This window comes from Nocardiopsis sp. iso_238, from assembly GCF_056173325.1.
The window spans coordinates 4,766,656-4,781,411 of sequence record NZ_CM149668.1; the positions used below are offsets into that span (position 1 = coordinate 4,766,656).

At 70.9% G+C, this 14,756-nt stretch carries 15 protein-coding genes; 8 read left to right on the top strand and 7 right to left on the bottom strand.

The annotated features are described in order from the left end of the window. The first annotated feature begins 182 nt into the window (after positions 1 to 182). The 3 genes from AC0VYL_RS21555 (at position 183) to AC0VYL_RS21565 (ending at position 3,567) form a co-directional block, all read left to right on the top strand. A complete protein-coding gene (locus tag AC0VYL_RS21555) occupies positions 183 to 1,517 on the top strand; it encodes an ABC transporter substrate-binding protein (RefSeq protein WP_475481336.1) in 1,335 nt (444 codons plus the stop codon). A gap of 140 nt (positions 1,518 to 1,657) precedes the next feature. Beyond that, on the top strand, positions 1,658 to 2,635 hold the full coding sequence (locus AC0VYL_RS21560) for a carbohydrate ABC transporter permease (protein WP_475455390.1): 978 nt from the start codon (positions 1,658 to 1,660) through the stop codon (positions 2,633 to 2,635). Then, a complete protein-coding gene (locus tag AC0VYL_RS21565) occupies positions 2,632 to 3,567 on the top strand; it encodes a carbohydrate ABC transporter permease (protein WP_475481337.1) in 936 nt (311 codons plus the stop codon). Before AC0VYL_RS21560 ends, AC0VYL_RS21565 begins: the two co-directional genes overlap by 4 nt. A 1-nt stretch (position 3,568) precedes the next feature. Here AC0VYL_RS21565 and AC0VYL_RS21570 read toward each other — a convergent pair whose 3' ends face one another. From AC0VYL_RS21570 to AC0VYL_RS21590, 5 genes are all read right to left on the bottom strand, one after another. Then, positions 3,569 to 4,507 carry a fructosamine kinase family protein gene (locus AC0VYL_RS21570; protein ID WP_475481338.1) on the bottom strand — a complete coding sequence of 313 codons (939 nt, stop codon included), beginning with the start codon at positions 4,505 to 4,507 and terminating at the stop codon, positions 3,569 to 3,571. Positions 4,508 to 4,511: 4 nt separating this feature from the next. Then, the gene (locus tag AC0VYL_RS21575) at positions 4,512 to 5,039 is read right to left on the bottom strand and encodes a low molecular weight protein-tyrosine-phosphatase (protein WP_475481339.1); all 528 of its coding nucleotides are present in this window, start codon (positions 5,037 to 5,039) and stop codon (positions 4,512 to 4,514) included. Between the two features lie 82 nt (positions 5,040 to 5,121). Then, positions 5,122 to 5,556 (bottom strand): response regulator, encoded by a 435-nt coding sequence (locus AC0VYL_RS21580; RefSeq protein WP_026129711.1) that lies wholly within the window; start codon positions 5,554 to 5,556, stop codon positions 5,122 to 5,124. A gap of 24 nt (positions 5,557 to 5,580) precedes the next feature. Further along, a complete protein-coding gene (locus AC0VYL_RS21585) occupies positions 5,581 to 7,542 on the bottom strand; it encodes a sensor histidine kinase (RefSeq protein WP_475481340.1) in 1,962 nt (653 codons plus the stop codon). Continuing rightward, the gene (locus tag AC0VYL_RS21590; protein ID WP_475455400.1) at positions 7,539 to 8,798 is read right to left on the bottom strand and encodes a PP2C family protein-serine/threonine phosphatase; all 1,260 of its coding nucleotides are present in this window, start codon (positions 8,796 to 8,798) and stop codon (positions 7,539 to 7,541) included. Before AC0VYL_RS21590 ends, AC0VYL_RS21585 begins: the two co-directional genes overlap by 4 nt. Before the next feature lie 446 nt (positions 8,799 to 9,244). Here AC0VYL_RS21590 and AC0VYL_RS21595 point away from each other — a divergent pair, with 446 nt between their 5' ends. The 3 genes from AC0VYL_RS21595 to AC0VYL_RS21605 all read left to right on the top strand — a co-directional run bounded on the left by AC0VYL_RS21595 (position 9,245) and on the right by AC0VYL_RS21605 (position 11,068). Next, the gene (locus AC0VYL_RS21595; RefSeq protein ID WP_475455402.1) at positions 9,245 to 9,919 is read left to right on the top strand and encodes a biliverdin-producing heme oxygenase; all 675 of its coding nucleotides are present in this window, start codon (positions 9,245 to 9,247) and stop codon (positions 9,917 to 9,919) included. A 73-nt stretch (positions 9,920 to 9,992) separates the two neighbouring features. Further along, positions 9,993 to 10,649, top strand: a complete 657-nt coding sequence (locus tag AC0VYL_RS21600) for a TetR/AcrR family transcriptional regulator (protein WP_475455404.1) — start codon at positions 9,993 to 9,995, stop codon at positions 10,647 to 10,649. A 164-nt stretch (positions 10,650 to 10,813) separates the two neighbouring features. Next, positions 10,814 to 11,068 carry a hypothetical protein gene (locus tag AC0VYL_RS21605; RefSeq protein ID WP_475455405.1) on the top strand — a complete coding sequence of 85 codons (255 nt, stop codon included), beginning with the start codon at positions 10,814 to 10,816 and terminating at the stop codon, positions 11,066 to 11,068. Positions 11,069 to 11,092: 24 nt separating this feature from the next. Here the strand turns inward: AC0VYL_RS21605 and AC0VYL_RS21610 are convergent, their stop codons facing one another. Beyond that, positions 11,093 to 12,016, bottom strand: a complete 924-nt coding sequence (locus tag AC0VYL_RS21610) for a 3'-5' exonuclease (protein WP_475481341.1) — start codon at positions 12,014 to 12,016, stop codon at positions 11,093 to 11,095. A gap of 200 nt (positions 12,017 to 12,216) precedes the next feature. Between AC0VYL_RS21610 and AC0VYL_RS21615 the strand changes: the two genes are divergently transcribed. Next, complete coding sequence (locus tag AC0VYL_RS21615) at positions 12,217 to 13,179, top strand: asparaginase (protein ID WP_475481342.1); 963 nt, start codon at positions 12,217 to 12,219, stop codon at positions 13,177 to 13,179. 104 nt (positions 13,180 to 13,283) lie between these two features. Further along, positions 13,284 to 14,549, top strand: coding sequence for an NAD(P)/FAD-dependent oxidoreductase (locus AC0VYL_RS21620; protein WP_475481343.1), 1,266 nt, complete (start codon positions 13,284 to 13,286; stop codon positions 14,547 to 14,549). Here AC0VYL_RS21620 and AC0VYL_RS21625 read toward each other — a convergent pair. Further along, on the bottom strand, positions 14,533 to 14,724 hold the full coding sequence (locus AC0VYL_RS21625; RefSeq protein WP_475455413.1) for a ferredoxin: 192 nt from the start codon (positions 14,722 to 14,724) through the stop codon (positions 14,533 to 14,535). The genes AC0VYL_RS21620 and AC0VYL_RS21625 overlap by 17 nt on opposite strands. Positions 14,725 to 14,756: the final 32 nt, after the last annotated feature.

Sequence of the window (14,756 nt, forward strand, 5' to 3'; positions counted from 1 at the left end):
GATCCACTTCGGCTCGGCAAAGGCGCAGCGCACACGGTTGTCCTGCAATATTTCGGATCGTTACGCAAGAAGTTGCGCGAGGTATGGACATTCGCCCCGGATGGGACTTACATCGAGAAGCGCATGACCTGGATCACACCCCCGCCCCCGGTGGGTGTGCGTGCCGAAGGAGTGAGACCCCCATGCCAAGTTCGGTCACTCGACGCGCCCTGGCCGCCGGAGGCGTGGTGCTCCTCGTCTCCGGCTGCTCCTACCTGAGCGGGGGCGACGGCGGCAGCGCCGACACCTCCGGCATCGACTGCTCCCCCTACGAACAGTGGGAGGGCACCGGCGGCACCGTCTCCGTCTACGCCTCCATCCGCGACGAGGAGGGCGACCGCCTGGAGCAGTCCTGGGCGGACTTCGCGGCCTGCTCCGGCATCACCGTCCAGTACGAGGGCAGCGGCGAGTTCGAGGCCCAGCTCCCCGTCCGCCTCGATGGCGGCAACGCACCCGACCTGGCCTTCATCCCCCAGCCCGGCCTGCTGGAGCGCGCCGCCCGGGACGGCCACGCCGTCCCGGTCGCGGACGGCGTGCGGAGCAACGTCGAGTCCGGGTGGAGCGAGGACTGGCGGGGCTACGCCACCGTCGACGGTGACCTGTACGGCTCCCCGCTCGGCGCCAACATGAAGTCGATGGTCTGGTACTCCCCCACCTTCTTCGCCGAGAACGGCCACGAGGTCCCCGAGACCTGGGACGAGATGATCGAGCTCAGCGACACCATCGCCGCGGACGGCACCAAGCCCTGGTGCGTGGGCTTCGAGTCCGGCGACGCGACCGGCTGGCCCGGTACCGACTGGATCGAGAACGCGCTCCTGCGCACCTCGGGCACGGACGTCTACCACGACTGGATCGCCCACGACATCCCCTTCGACGCCCCCGAGGTCGAGGAGGCCTTCGACCTGGCGGACGGGGTCATCCGCAACGAGGACTACGTCAACGGCACCTTCGGCGGCGTGGACAGCATCGCCGTCACCTCCTTCCAGGAGGCCGGGATGCCGCTCCTGGACGGCGGCTGCGCCATGTACCTGATGGGTTCCTTCTACGGCGCCCAGTTCGAGAACGACGTGGAGGTCGGTGAGGACGGCGACGTCTACGGTTTCGTGCTGCCCCCGCTGGAGGCCGACTCCGAGGTCCCGATCATGGGCGGCGGGGAGTTCGTCGTCGCCTTCGACGACCGCGACGAGGTGGTCGCCGTCCACGAGTACCTGTCCTCGGGCGCGTTCGCCAACCAGCGCGCCTCCCTCGGCTCCTGGGTCTCCGCCCACCAGGACCTGGACCTGTCCGTGCTGTCCGACCCCACCGACCAGTTCACCGCCGAGGTCCTCAACGACCCCGACACGGTCTTCCACTTCGACGGCAGCGACGCCATGCCCTCCTCCGTGGGGACCAACGTCTTCTGGAGCGGCATGATCGACTGGGTCACCGGAGCCGACACCGCGACGGTCCTGGAGAGCGTGGAGTCGGCCTGGCCCTAGTTCTCTGAGCCACCGCTTCGCCTCGGTCCGTGTTCGGTCGCCCCCTCGGGCTGACGTACGCGGTCGGCCCTCCGGCCGGGGCCCGGGAGCCCCGGCCGGCCCTCCCCCCCCACACCTCCAGGTACCACCAGGGGTCTTCCATGGAGTTCTCCTTCCTGGACGAGCTGCCCAAGCTCGTCTGGATGCTCATCGGGATCGCCGTGTTCCTCGGCGTCATCGGCCTGATGCTCGTCCTGCTCGACACCCCCAGGAGCAGGAGGGACCGCTGGCAGGCGGCCTTCTTCCTCGGCCCGGCCGTCCTGCTGCTCCTCGGTGGGCTGGTCTACCCCGTCGTCCGCACCACCGTGCTCTCCTTCCACGACCGCTCCGGGGACGCGTTCGTCGGGCTGGCCAACTACCAGTGGATGTTCCAGCGGCCGGAGATCCTCCAGGTCCTGTCCAACACCCTGCTGTGGGTGTTGTTCGCCCCCGCCCTGGCCACCGCCGTCGGCCTGCTCTACGCCGTGCTCATCGACCGGTCCCGGTTCGAGTCCCTGGCCAAGTCGATGGTGTTCATGCCGATGGCGATCTCCTTCGTCGGCGCCAGCATCATCTGGCGGTTCGTGTACGCCTACCGGCCCGCCGACCAGGAGCAGTACGGCCTGCTCAACCAGATCGTCGTGTGGTTCGGCGGAGAGCCCCGGCTGTGGCTCCTCGAACAGCCCCTCAACACGTTCCTGCTGATCCTGGTCCTGATCTGGGTCCAGGCCGGGTTCGCCATGGTGGTCATGTCCGCCGCGATCAAGGCCATCCCCGCCGAGACGGTGGAGGCCGCCCGGATCGACGGGGCCGGGGCCTGGCAGCTGTTCGCCCGCATCACCCTGCCGTCCGTGTGGCCCACCCTGGTGGTCGTGCTCATCACCATCTCGGCGCAGACCCTCAAGATCTTCGACATCGTCCGCACCATGACCGGCGGCAACTACGGCACCAGCGTGATCGCCAACGAGATGTACAGCCAGGCCTTCTCCCAGGGCCAGACGGGCCAGGGGTCCGCCCTGGCGGTGGTCCTCTTCGTCCTGGTCGTCCCGCTGGTCGTCCTCCAGATCCGGCGCAACCGCAAGGCCAGGGAGTTGGCATGAGCATCGATCACGTCGCGCGGAACCGGAGCGCCGCCGCCCGGGTACGCGGTCGGCTCAGCGGAGGGGCGGCCAGCCTCGCGGCACTGGTCATCGCCGTCCTGTGGACGCTCCCCACCGCCGGGCTGTTCATCTCGTCGTTCCGGCCCGCCGACCAGATCCGCGGCAGCGGCTGGTGGACGTTCTTCGGCTCCCCCGAGGTGACGCTGGACAACTACCGGGACGTTCTCTTCGGCAGCGCCAACGACGGACGTCTGGCCAGCCACTTCGTGAACTCCTTCGTGATCACCCTGCCCTCGACCGTGTTCGTGCTGGGCCTCGCGGCGCTCGCCGCCTACGCGCTGGCCTGGATCGACTTCCGGGGCCGCGACTGGGTGTTCCTGGGGATCTTCGCCCTCCAGGTCGTGCCGATCCAGATGTCCCTGGTGCCGCTGTTGCGCTTCTTCTCGCAGGGGGTGTCGGTGGGCGAGGTGCAGCTGCTGCCCGCGTGGGAGCTCACCGGGGCGATGGCGTTCACCAACGTGTGGGTCGCGCACACCATCTTCGGTCTGCCGCTGGGCATCTTCCTGATGCACAACTTCCTGTCCCAGCTGCCGAGGTCGCTCTTCGAGGCGGCCCGCGTGGACGGGGCCGGGCACGGGACGATCTTCCGGAAGGTGGCGCTCCCGTTGATCGCGCCCGCCCTGGTCTCCCTGGGCATCTTCCAGTTCCTCTGGGTGTGGAACGACCTGCTGGTGGCGCTGATCTTCGCCGGGGGCGACACCTCCACGGCCCCGCTCACCGTGCGGCTGGCCGAGCTGGCCGGAACCCGGGGCGAGGCCTGGCACCGGCTCACCGCGGGCGCGTTCGTGTCCATCGTCGTCCCGCTGCTCGTGTTCTTCCTGCTCCAGCGCTACTTCGTGCGCGGGCTGCTGGCGGGCAGCGTCAAGGGGTGACTCAGGTGGAGCGGATGGCGGCCCGCGCCGCCTCCAGCGCGGTGGTCCGGTAGGCGGCGCCGAACAGGCACACGTGCACGAGGAGGGGGTGCAGCTGGTGCAGCGCCACCCGGCCGCGCCACCCGGCGGAGAGCGGGGCGACCTCGTTGTAGGCGTCGCGGACCCGGTCCAGGTGGGGCAGGCCGAACAGCGCCAGCATCGCCAGGTCCGCCTCGCGGTGGCCGCCGTGTGCGGCCGGGTCGATGAGCACGGCGTCGCGGGCGCGCCAGAGCACGTTGCCGCTCCACAGGTCCCCGTGGACACGGGCGGGCGGTTCGGGCTCCCCGGCCAGTTCCTCGACCGAGTCGACCACGCGCTCGATCGCCCGGGCGTCGGTGGGGGTGAGCGCCCCCTGGTCCAGGGCCTGGCGCAGGTAGGGGCGCAGCCGCTGTTCGGCGTAGAAGCGCGGCCAGTACCGGGCGGGGGTGTTGTCCATCGGCAGCGGGCCGATGTAGCCGGGCCAGTCGGCACCGAAGGCGTCCGCTCCGGTCAGGTGGGTTCCGGCGAGCTGTCGGCCGAGCCGTTCGGCGGCGGCGGGTGTGGGTTCGTCCTGTTCCACCAGGGGGAGCACGAGCAGGCGCTCGTCCCAGCCCAGGGGTTGGAGCACCGGGGAGCCGAAGCACCGGCCGAGCCACTCCAGGCCGCGCGCCTCGGCGGCCAGGGCCCCGGCCGGTTCGGCCCCGCGCGTCTGGGACTTGACGAACAGCCGGGTACCGTCGGCCAGTTCGACGTAGGACAGGGTCCAGTCATGGCTGGTCCCGGCCTTCGCTGCGCGGCGGACCTCGGTGTCCAGCAGCGCCTCGACCCGGTCAGCGAGGGTGCCGGTCTGCGGGTCTCGGCCCGGTCTGCCCGGTCCGTCACCGGTGCCCCCGAAGGACCGCACGATCGGCTCCCTGTCCACGCGACTAGCCCCGCAACCGGGCGACGAGTTCCCCGGTGAGGCCCTTGGAGGCGGCCTCGACCATGTTCAGGACGGCGGTGAACCCGTCGTCTCCGCCGTAGTAGGGGTCGGGGACCTCCGGGTTGGGGCCCCCGCCCGGCGCGAACGAGCGGAACAGGAACAGTCGGGAGGGGTCGAAGCCGAGTTCGGGCCCGCGTTCGTCGACGACCCCGCGCAGGTCGTCGAGGTTGTCCAGGTCCATGGCCAGGACGAGGTCCCGGGTGGCCAGGTCCTCGGGGTGGAACTGGCGGGCGGTGTGGTGGGTGAGGTACCCGTGCACGCGCAGGGTGGCGGCGGCGCGGGAGTCCATCCCGTCCCCGATGTGCCAGTCGCCCGTGCCGGAGCTGTCGACCCGGACGAGGTCGTTCATTCCGGCGCGTTCGAGGTCGGCGGTGAGCACCTTCTCGGCCATGGGCGATCGGCAGATGTTGCCCAGGCACACGACGCTGACACGGTAGGGACCAGTGGGGTCACGCGGTTCCGGCAGGCTCATGCCCCTTACCGTAACGAAAAACCGCCACACCCACCCGATCCGGCGCGGTGAGTGACGGTTCCGTCCCCGGTCCGTTCACGGATCAGCCCTTGGGCAGCCTGACCACGGTCACGAAGAAGTCGTCGATCTGCCGCACGACCCTGATGAACTGCTCGAAGTCCACGGGCTTGGGCACGTAGGCGTTGGCGTGCAGGCGGTAGCTGCGCAGCACGTCCTCCTCGGCCTCCGAGGTCGTGAGCACGACGACGGGGATGTGTGCCAGGTCGTCGTCGTTCTTGACCTCCTCCAGGACCTCCCTGCCGTCCTTGCGCGGCAGGTTGAGGTCGAGAAGGATCAGGTGGGGCCGGGGCGCGTCGGCGAACTCGCCCTCGCGACGCAGGAAGCGGAGCGCCTCGACGCCGTCCGAGACCACGTGCAGGCGGTTGCCCAGCTTGTGTTCCTCGAACGCCTCCTTGGTCATCAGGACGTCACCGGGATCGTCCTCGACCAGCAGCACCTCAATGGGATGCACCAACATGACCTCGCTCAAGCTTCCAGACCCCTATACGGGCCCCGCCCCGTGACCGGGTGGAACCGTACCGCCAGCGCCGCCGGGCAGGGGACTCGGATCCCCCTCGGCGTCACTGCCCGTGGGGGAACCGGTCTCCGGCTCGGTGCCGCCGGACTCTCGTGTGGCCGTCGGTGCCTCGTCCGTGGGGGCGGGCTCGGCGACCTCGGTGCCCTCGACACCGTTATCGACGTCGTCGGTCGGTTCGGTTCCCTCCACGGCAACCGACTCTTCCTTCTCCGCCTCGATGTCTACGGGCAGGGTCCAGCATATGCGGGTTCCGGTCCGCCCGGAGTCCGTGTCGTCGGTGGTTTCGGACCCTTCGGGGTTCTCGGCGCCCGTGTCGAGCCACATGCGGCCGCCGTGGAACTCCACGATCTTCTTGCACATGGCCAGGCCGATGCCGGTGCCGGTGTACTTCTCCCGGGTGTGCAGGCGCTGGAAGATGACGAAGATCCGCTCGGCGTACTGCGGTTCGATACCGATGCCGTTGTCGGAGCAGCAGAAGACCCACTCGTCGCCCTGGCGCTCGACGCTCAGGCGCACCTCGGGGGCGTCCTCGCCTCGGAACTTGACGGCGTTGCCGACCAGGTTGAAGAAGACCTGGGTGAGCAGGGTGCGGTCGCCCTGGACGGTGGGCAGGGTGTCGCCGGAGATCTCGGCGCCCGCCTCCTCCAGACGCGTCTCCAGACTGCTCAGGGCGTCGTCCAGGGCCACGTTGAGGTCGACCGGCGCGAAGTTCTTCGTCCTCCCGACCCGGGAGAAGGCCAGCAGGTCGTTGATGAGGGTCTGCATGCGCTTGGCGCCCTCGACCGCGAAGTCGATGTAGGAGTCGGCGCGCTCGTCCAGCTGGCCGTGGTACCGGCGCTGGAGCAGCTGACAGAAGCTGGCAACCTTGCGCAGCGGCTCCTGGAGGTCGTGCGAGGCGACGTAGGCGAACTGCTCCAGCTCCAGGTTGGACCGGCGCAGCTCCTCGGTCTGGTGTTCCAGGAGGGTGGACTGCTCCTGGAGCTTGCGGCGCGCGGAGGCGACCTCGTCGAGGTCCTGCACGATGCGCTCGCGCATGGCGTCCACGTCGTGGCCGAGCTGGACGATCTCGGGCGGCCCGTGCAGCGAGATGCGGTGCGCGTAGTAGCCCTCGGAGACCTGGCGCATGTGCCCGGCCAGTTCCTCCAGGGGCCGCAGCACCCACTGCTGGAGCATGACCCACAGGAACACCGACAGGAACACCACGACCAGACCGACGAGCACCAGCAGGGCCACGACCTGCTGGGTGGCCAGGGTGAGGCCGCTCTGGGCCTCCTGGATCTCGTTGGTGAGGTGGTTGGTCGTGGCGTCGGCGGCCCGGTTCAGTTCCAGGAAGAGCACCCGTCCGCGCTGGAGGTCCTCCTGGGTGGGGGTCTCGCCGCTGCGGACCTCCTCCAGGACGGGTTCGGCGAACTGCTCGCTCCAGACGTCCCCGGCCTCGATGAGCTCGTTGACCTTCGGCGCGATGTCCGGGTTCTCCTCGGCCAGCGTGGCCAGGGCGCTCCGGTGCTCCGCGAGCGACATGCGCTGCTCGACGAAGGGCTGGAGGAAGTCGCGGTCGCCGGTGAGGATGTAGCCGCGCAGGGCGTGGTCCTGGCTGAGGTAGGCCGAGCGGGTCTGCTCGACGGTGCTCAGCCCGGGGGTCAGGGAATCGACCTGGAGCACCAGGGAGTCCCTGGCCTGGAAGGCCGCGAGGGTGATGACCGAGACGGCCACCACGAGGACGACGGCGACCACCGTCAGCAGGCTGGTGACCCTGCGGCGCAGGCTCCAGGAGTGGCGGCTGGAGTGGACGCGCTCGTGCGGGGAGGCGTTCACGAACGGGGCTCCGCCGACGGACGTCCGGGCCCCCTCGTCCGGTTCCCCGTCGTGGTCTCCGGTCCGGGAGTCGGTGTCCATGGTGCGGTGTTCCTCCCCGGAGGGGCTCACTGCGGCTCTCCGTGGTTGATGAGCAGCATCGCCACGTCGTCCTGGAGCGGGCCGCCGTTGCTGCGTTCGGCCTCGTCCACCAGGTGTTCGGGCAGGTTGTACAGGGCCACGCCCTGGCTGAGGACCCCGTTCACCATCCGGCGCAGGCCCGCGACCTCCAGGCGGGCGGGCGGCCCGCCGTCGTAGGCGTCGACCAGGCCGTCGGTGTAGAAGAGCATGCTGGAGCCCTCGGGCAGGACCACCTCGGTCGACTCGTCCTGGTCGACGGGGAACACGCCCAGGGGCGGCTGCGGGACGGCCTGGATCTCCTCCGCGACGCCGTCCCGGACGATCATGGGCGGCGGGTGTCCGAGGACGCGCACCCGGGCGCGGTCGCTGCCGCTGTCGAGGCTGATCATGCACAGCGTCGCGTACATCTCCTCCTGGGCGCGCTCGCTCACCAGGAGGTCCTCCAGGTTGGGCAGGACGCGCTTCTCGGCGACCCCGCTCATGACCAGGGTGCGCCAGGCGATGCGCAGGCTGACGCCGAGGGCGGCCTCGTCGGGTCCGTGGCCGCTGACGTCACCGATGATGACGTGGGTGGTGCCGTCCTTCTCGACCGCGTCGTAGAAGTCGCCGCCGACCAGCGCGCGCTTGCGGCCGGGGCGGTAGTAGGCGCGGTGGCTCAGGGGCGAGCTGTCGAGCAGGACCTGGGGCAGCAGGCCCCGTTCCAGGCGCATGTTCTCGCGGGCGCGCATGCGGGCCTCGCGCAGCTGGCGGGCGTTCTCGTCGGCGCGGCGCCGTTCGAGGGAGTAGCGCAGGCTGCGGGCCAGCAGGGAGCCGTCCACCTGGCCCTTGACCAGGTAGTCCTGGGCTCCCGCAGCGACCGCGGCGATGCCCTCGTGTTCGTCGTCGAGGCCGGTGAAGACGACGACGGCGGCGGAGGGCGCGCCCTCAAGGACCTCGCGCAGGAGACCGAGGCCGTGCCCGTCGGGGAGGTTGAGGTCCAGCAGCACGCAGCCGCGGAAGCCGGTGAGGTGCTCGCGGGCGGCCGCCAGCGTGGAGACCCAGGTGATCCTGGTGGTCAGCGCGGTGTCCGCGAGGAGTTCCTCGGCGAGGAAGGCGTCCCCGGGGTCGTCTTCGATCAGCAGGACGTCAACTGATTCGACGGTAGCCTCCACCCGGTCGTCCAGAACGGTGTCGTCACCCAGGGCGGCGCTGCCGTGTGTCGCAGCGCCGTCGGCGGCTCGGGCCGCGTCGTCGCCGATCACTGTCATGTGATCGTGCCCTGTTCTCCTGGTATCCACTCATCGCCTCAAGGTCCACGGGGCCGTGGGAGTCCGTCACGCCGCGTACCCGAGGCGAACGCCTCGGGTCACACCTGTGGTTCGGACCGCACGACACCCAAACGATAAACGCCCCGGCGACCAGTTGACCAGCAGACGAGACGAGACACATCCAACGCCGCGGGGCGGAACCACTCTGGTTCGCGCGTGTCGCGGGGGCCGGGCGGGCGAGGGGGCCCGGCGTGGCTGAGGGGTCGCGCAGGTGGTCAGCGCGTGCAGATGCGCGTGCGCAGGCACGTGAACGCAGTGACACAGGACACTTCGAGTGGGCGTTGTGTCACGTTTTTTCTGACACAGTGTCGTATCCATCTTGACAACCCGAACCACCTAAATGACATCATGTCATAAAGATTCCGGAAAGAGAGGTGAAGGTGACCATGAGCGCCACGGCCGAAGCCCCCACCGCGGTCGACCCCTCGGCCGAACCGTTCTCCGCGCGGCTGAAGGCCGCCACCTGGAACGACCACGCGGCCGCCGAACACCACGGCTTCACCAGGGCCCTCACCGAGGGCGAACTCCCCCTCGACGGATACACGGCGATGGTCGCCCAGCACTACTTCGCGTACGTGGCCCTGGAGCGGGTCGGCCGCGACCTGGCCGAGGACCCCGTCGCGGGCCGCTTCCGCTACCCCGAGCTGGAGCGCGTCCCCGCACTGGAGACCGACCTCGCCCACCTGCTCGGCGCCGACTGGCGCGACCGCGTCTCCCCGACCCCGGCCACCCGGACCTACGTGGCGCGCATCGAGCAGATGGCCGACCACCCGGCGGGGTTCGTGGCACACCACTACACCCGCTATCTGGGCGACGTCTCCGGCGGGCAGTTCATCCGGCGGATCGCTGCCAGGGCGTACGGCCTCACCGACGACGCGGGCGTGGCCTTCTACGTCTTCGACGCCCTGGGCAGCCTGCCGAAGTTCCGTACCGGGTACCGGGAGCGCCTCGACTCCCTCGACCTCGACGAGCGCACCGCCGACTTCCTCCTCCGGGAGACCCGGCTCGCCTACCAACTCAACACCGAGGTGCTCGCGGACCTCGGCAGGCGCCACGCCTGACCCGTTCCCGCCTCCCCCTGCCGCACGCCCGGGAAAACGTCCGGCACTCCCCTGGCGTGCCACCATAGGAGTCATGCCCAAGATCACGGCTCCGACCATCGCCGCTCACCGTGCCCGCACACGGGAGCGCATCATGGACGCGGTCGAGGAGCTGACCAGGTCACAGGGGATCGACCGCATCTCCATGACCGACGTGGCCAACGCGGCGGGCATCACCCGCACCGCGTTGTACAACTACTTCCCGGACAAGCCCGCGCTGCTCCTCGCCTTCACCGAGCAGGTCAGCAACGCGTTCGTCGAACGCTACAAGCGCGAGCTCCCCTCGGGGGTCTCGGCCGCCCGCCGCCTGTCAGCCTTCGTCCGCCTCCAGCTGGAAGGCATCGTCGCGCACCCGCACCCGCCCGCCGCCGAGCTGGGCGCCAGCCTGGGACCCGACGCCTACCAGGCGCTGGCCGCGCACGTGGCCCCGATGCAGCGCCTGCTCACCGAGATCCTGGAGGAGGGCAGCGCCGCCGGGGAGTTCGACCGCCTGCCCGCCGAGCGCGTCGCGGGACTGACCCTGTCCATGGTGGGCTCGCAGCGGCTGCCCCTGGTCAACGGCGAGGTCGACATCGACGGCACCCACACCCTGGTGACCCGTTTCGTGCTCCGCGCCCTCGGCGTGCGGACCGAAACCGTGGACACGATCCTCCCCTCCGACCCCCAGTCGAACACACAGAGTTCCAACTGAAACACCCTCAGTCATAAGGGTCAGGTTCTAACCGGGTGGTGGCCGTTAGCGGCCATCACCCTGCGGCATGAAGGCTTCGGAAGCGGGGAACGACCCGCACTGCCCGACCCCCACCCGGGCGTACCCGTCCGACCGCCGCCGAGACCCGTTAGGCCCTCCTCCTCGTGTCCCTCACGCTGATCGCCGTCGGCGCCGCCCTGGTGTCGCTCGCCCTCTTCAACAAGGTGCCCCGCTACGTGCCCGGACGCCTGCCCGATCCACGCTCCGCCGGTGGGGTCGCCACGGCGCAGCGCACCAGCGTGCCCCCACGGGTGCGCCTGGTCTCCGCCCGACTGACCGAACAGGGTCGCGCCCTGTTCACCGCGGTCGGCGGGAGCGCGCTGATCGTGGCGTTCTTCCTCAGCCTGTCCGGTCTCTGACCGCACCGGTCCGCACCGGCCGGTTCAGCGCGCGCGGCCCCGGTGGCCGCCGCGCCCTCCGGCCAGACGCACCAGGAGCCCGCCCGCGACGGTGGCCGCGATCCCTCCGGTCACCGCCGCGGCCGTGGCCACCCGGCTCCGCATCCGGGACCCGCGCCGCGCGGCGGACTCCGCGACCGCCCGCTCGGTCTCACGGAAGGCGCCCCCGCACAGCGCGGCGTCCAGCTCGCTCCCGCGCCAGCGCGCGTTCCAGGGGTTCAGGGGGGTCAGGCCGCCGGGCAGGGGCGTGGTCCGGGGCTTCCAGCGCACCGGCTCGTCCGACCCCTCCCCCGCCGACGACACGTCGGCCCGGAGCACACGCGGCTCCGGTCCGGTGTAGCGCAGCTCGCCGGGGGCGTTCGCGATCATCTCCACGAGCAGCCGGGCGCACGCGCGCGCGTCACCGAGCGCGGTGTGCTGGCCCGTGGGCCACTCCCCGCTGAGCAGGTGGGTGGCGCGCGGCAGCGAGTAGCGCGGCAGGTCCAGCTGGGAACGGAGCGCGCGCAGCGTGCACAGCCCCGACAGCCCGCGCGGCAGCCCGGCGGGCACCAGCTCTGAGGTGAGGAAGCGCTCCTCGAAGTCCAGGTTGTGACAGACCACCACGGCGCCGGAGAGCAGCTGGGAGACGCGCGGGACGATCGTCTCCGCACGCGGGGCGCCGATGACGTCGCCCTCCCCGATCCCGTGGAACTCCTGCCCGCTGAGGGGCGCCCGGGGGTCCACCAGGGTGCTGAACTCCTCCACGAGGGTGCCGTCCCCGCGTACCCGCACCACCGCGATCTCCACCAACCGCGCGCCCTCGCGCGGGTCCAGCCCGGTCGTCTCGACGTCGAGTACCGCGTACTCCAGGTCCGCCGCCCGCGTGCCGACCCTTCTCCGGGTCAGTGCGCCCGTCCGCAGCGTTCCCATCGTCTGTCCCTACTCCCTGTGGTCGATCAACGTCGGCTCACGACCTTACTGCCCGTGCCCGACACCGGCCGCCCCCGCGTACACGGCCCCACGGACCGCACACCGCCGAACGGGAAGAAGGAGGGGTGTGTGTACGTTTTGACGCGTGCCCGGCACCAACGGGCACGAACCGCACAGCCTCAACGGCGAGGAGAAGCCGCATGAACCAGCCACCGCTGCCCAGCTACGCCCCCCTGGCCGAGGTCGTCCGGTCCGGAATGCGTGAGGGCGTGCACTACGGAGCGGTGATCGGTCTCTCCGCCGACGGTGAGATCGCCTACGCGCGCGGCCCCGTGCACGACCCCATGTTCCCCCGCTCCTCCGCCAAGCCCTTCCAGGCACTGGCCATGCTCCGCGCGGGCGCCCGGCTGGAGGGCCCCTCCCTGGCGATCGCCGCGGGCAGCCACGGCGGCGAGGAGTTCCACGCCGCCGAGGCGGAGAGCATCCTGGCCTCCGTGGGGCTCACCGCCGACGCCCTCCGGTGCCCGCCCGCCGTTCCCGGCGCCCCCGCCGCCCGCCGGGCATTCGTCGCGGCCGGACGCGAACCCGAGTCCCGGTACATGAACTGTTCCGGCAAGCACGCGGGCATGCTCGCCGCCTGCGTCGCCCAGGGGTGGAGCACGGACGACTACCTCGACCCCGAGCACCCCCTCCAGCTGCTCGTACGCGAGGCCACCGAGGACATGTGCGGGGAGACCGTCGCCCACACCGCCGTCGACGGCTGCGGCGCGCCCCAACTCGCCGTCACCCTCACCGGTCTGGCCCGCGGCGTCCAGGGGATGCGCCTGTCCCCCGAGGGCACCCACGAGCGCGGGATCGTCGAGGCGATGAGCGCGCACCCCGAGTACGTCTCCGGCCCCGAGCGCGTCGACACCGACCTCATGACCCGGATGCCCGGCCTGGTCTCCAAGATCGGAGCGGACGGCGTCCTCGTGCTCAACGCCCCCACCGGTGAGACCGTCGCGGTCAAGATCAGCGACGGCGACGCCGAGGAGCGCTCGCGGGTGGTGGTCGGCCTGACCGCCCTGCGCGCCCTGGGCGTGGACGTCAGCGCGGTCAACGACCGCCTGACCACACCGGTGAACGGTGGCGGGGCGAAGGTGGGTGAGGTCCGGGCCCTGTAGGGGGTTCCAGGACTGGTTGGGGACAGCGGCGGGTTCACTGGGACGGACGTGGACTGTGACTGGTCTCCCGTGACGACGGGACGGCTAAAGGAGAGAAGAGAACGGTGTCGGACACCCTGAACGAGATCGTCATCGCCGGTGCGGGCATGGCTGGTCTGCATGCCGCCGAGGCCCTGCGGGAGCGGGGCTTCGAGGGGCGTCTGACCCTGGTCGGCGAGGAGGCCCACCGGCCCTACTCCCGACCCCCGCTGTCCAAGGAGGCGCTGACCGGTGTCGGACTGGACCCGGCCAACGGGGGCCCGGGCTGGCTGGTCGGGCACCGTGGGCTCCAGCTGCGCGAGGACTCCGTCATCGACGGCCTCGACCTGGACTTTCGCCCCAACACCCGGGTGGTCGGGCTGGACCCGGCCGCGCGGGAGGTGCGCGTCCAGGGACCGGGAGAGGAGGGTGCGCTGCGCTACGACGGGCTGATCGTGGCCACCGGGGCACGGGCCCGGCGTCCGGACACCGACCTGGCGGGGGTGCACGTCCTGCGCACCCTGGACGACGCCGAGGCGGTCCGGGCGGCCTTCGACTCCTCCGGGCACCTGGTGGTGGTCGGCGCCGGGTTCGTCGGCGCCGAGGTGGCCGCGAGCGCCCGCGCGGTGGGCATGGAGGTCACCCTGATCGAGGCGGCGACCACCCCGCTGACCCGGGTGGTCGACCCCCGGATCGGTGCGATCCTCACCGACCTGCACCGGGAGAACGGCGTGGACGTGCGCCTCGGCGTGGGTGTGCGCGCGTTCGAGGGGGCGGGCCGGGTGGAGCGGGTCCGGTTGGCGGACGGCTCCACGATCGACGCCTCCCTGGTGGTGGCCGGTGTGGGCGTGCACCTGAACACCGAGTGGCTGCGCGGTTCGGGGGTCGAGCTGTTCGACGACGGGTCGGTGGTGTGCGACGAGTACTCCGAGACCTCCGTGCCGAACGTGTACGCGGTCGGTGACCTGGCCAACTGGCCGCACCCGCGCTACGGCGGCCGGATCCGGCTGGAGCACTGGACCAACGCGAGCGAGCAGGGGGAGGCGGCCGCCCGCAACCTGCTCGCCGGGTCGGGGCGGACGCCGTTCACCCCGGTGCCCTATTTCTGGTCTGACCAGTACCGGAAGAAGATCCAGCTCCTGGGACAGGGCGCGCCCGCCGATCAGGTCACCTTCGTGCACGGGTCACCGGAGGACCGAAAGTTCGTCGCGTTCCTGGGGCGTGGGGGGATGCTCACCGGTGTGCTCGGGCTGCGCTCCACCCCACGCACCATGCGTTACCGCGGCCTGTTGGAGAAGCCCACCACCTGGGACGAGGCCCTGGCCGCGGCGGGGGTCACCCCGTCACGGTGATGGCCTGCTTGGGGCAGAGCCGCTGCGCCTTGAGGACCTTCTCGCGAAGCTCCTCGCCCGGCTCCTCGGTCAGGAGGTACAGGAAGTCGTCGTCCCTGACCTCGAACACCTCGGGGGCGGCGGCCATGCACAGGGCGTTGCTCTCGCACTGGTCGTAGTCGACCTCTACTCGCATGTCGTCCTTCTCTCCTGGGCCGTGGGCCCTTG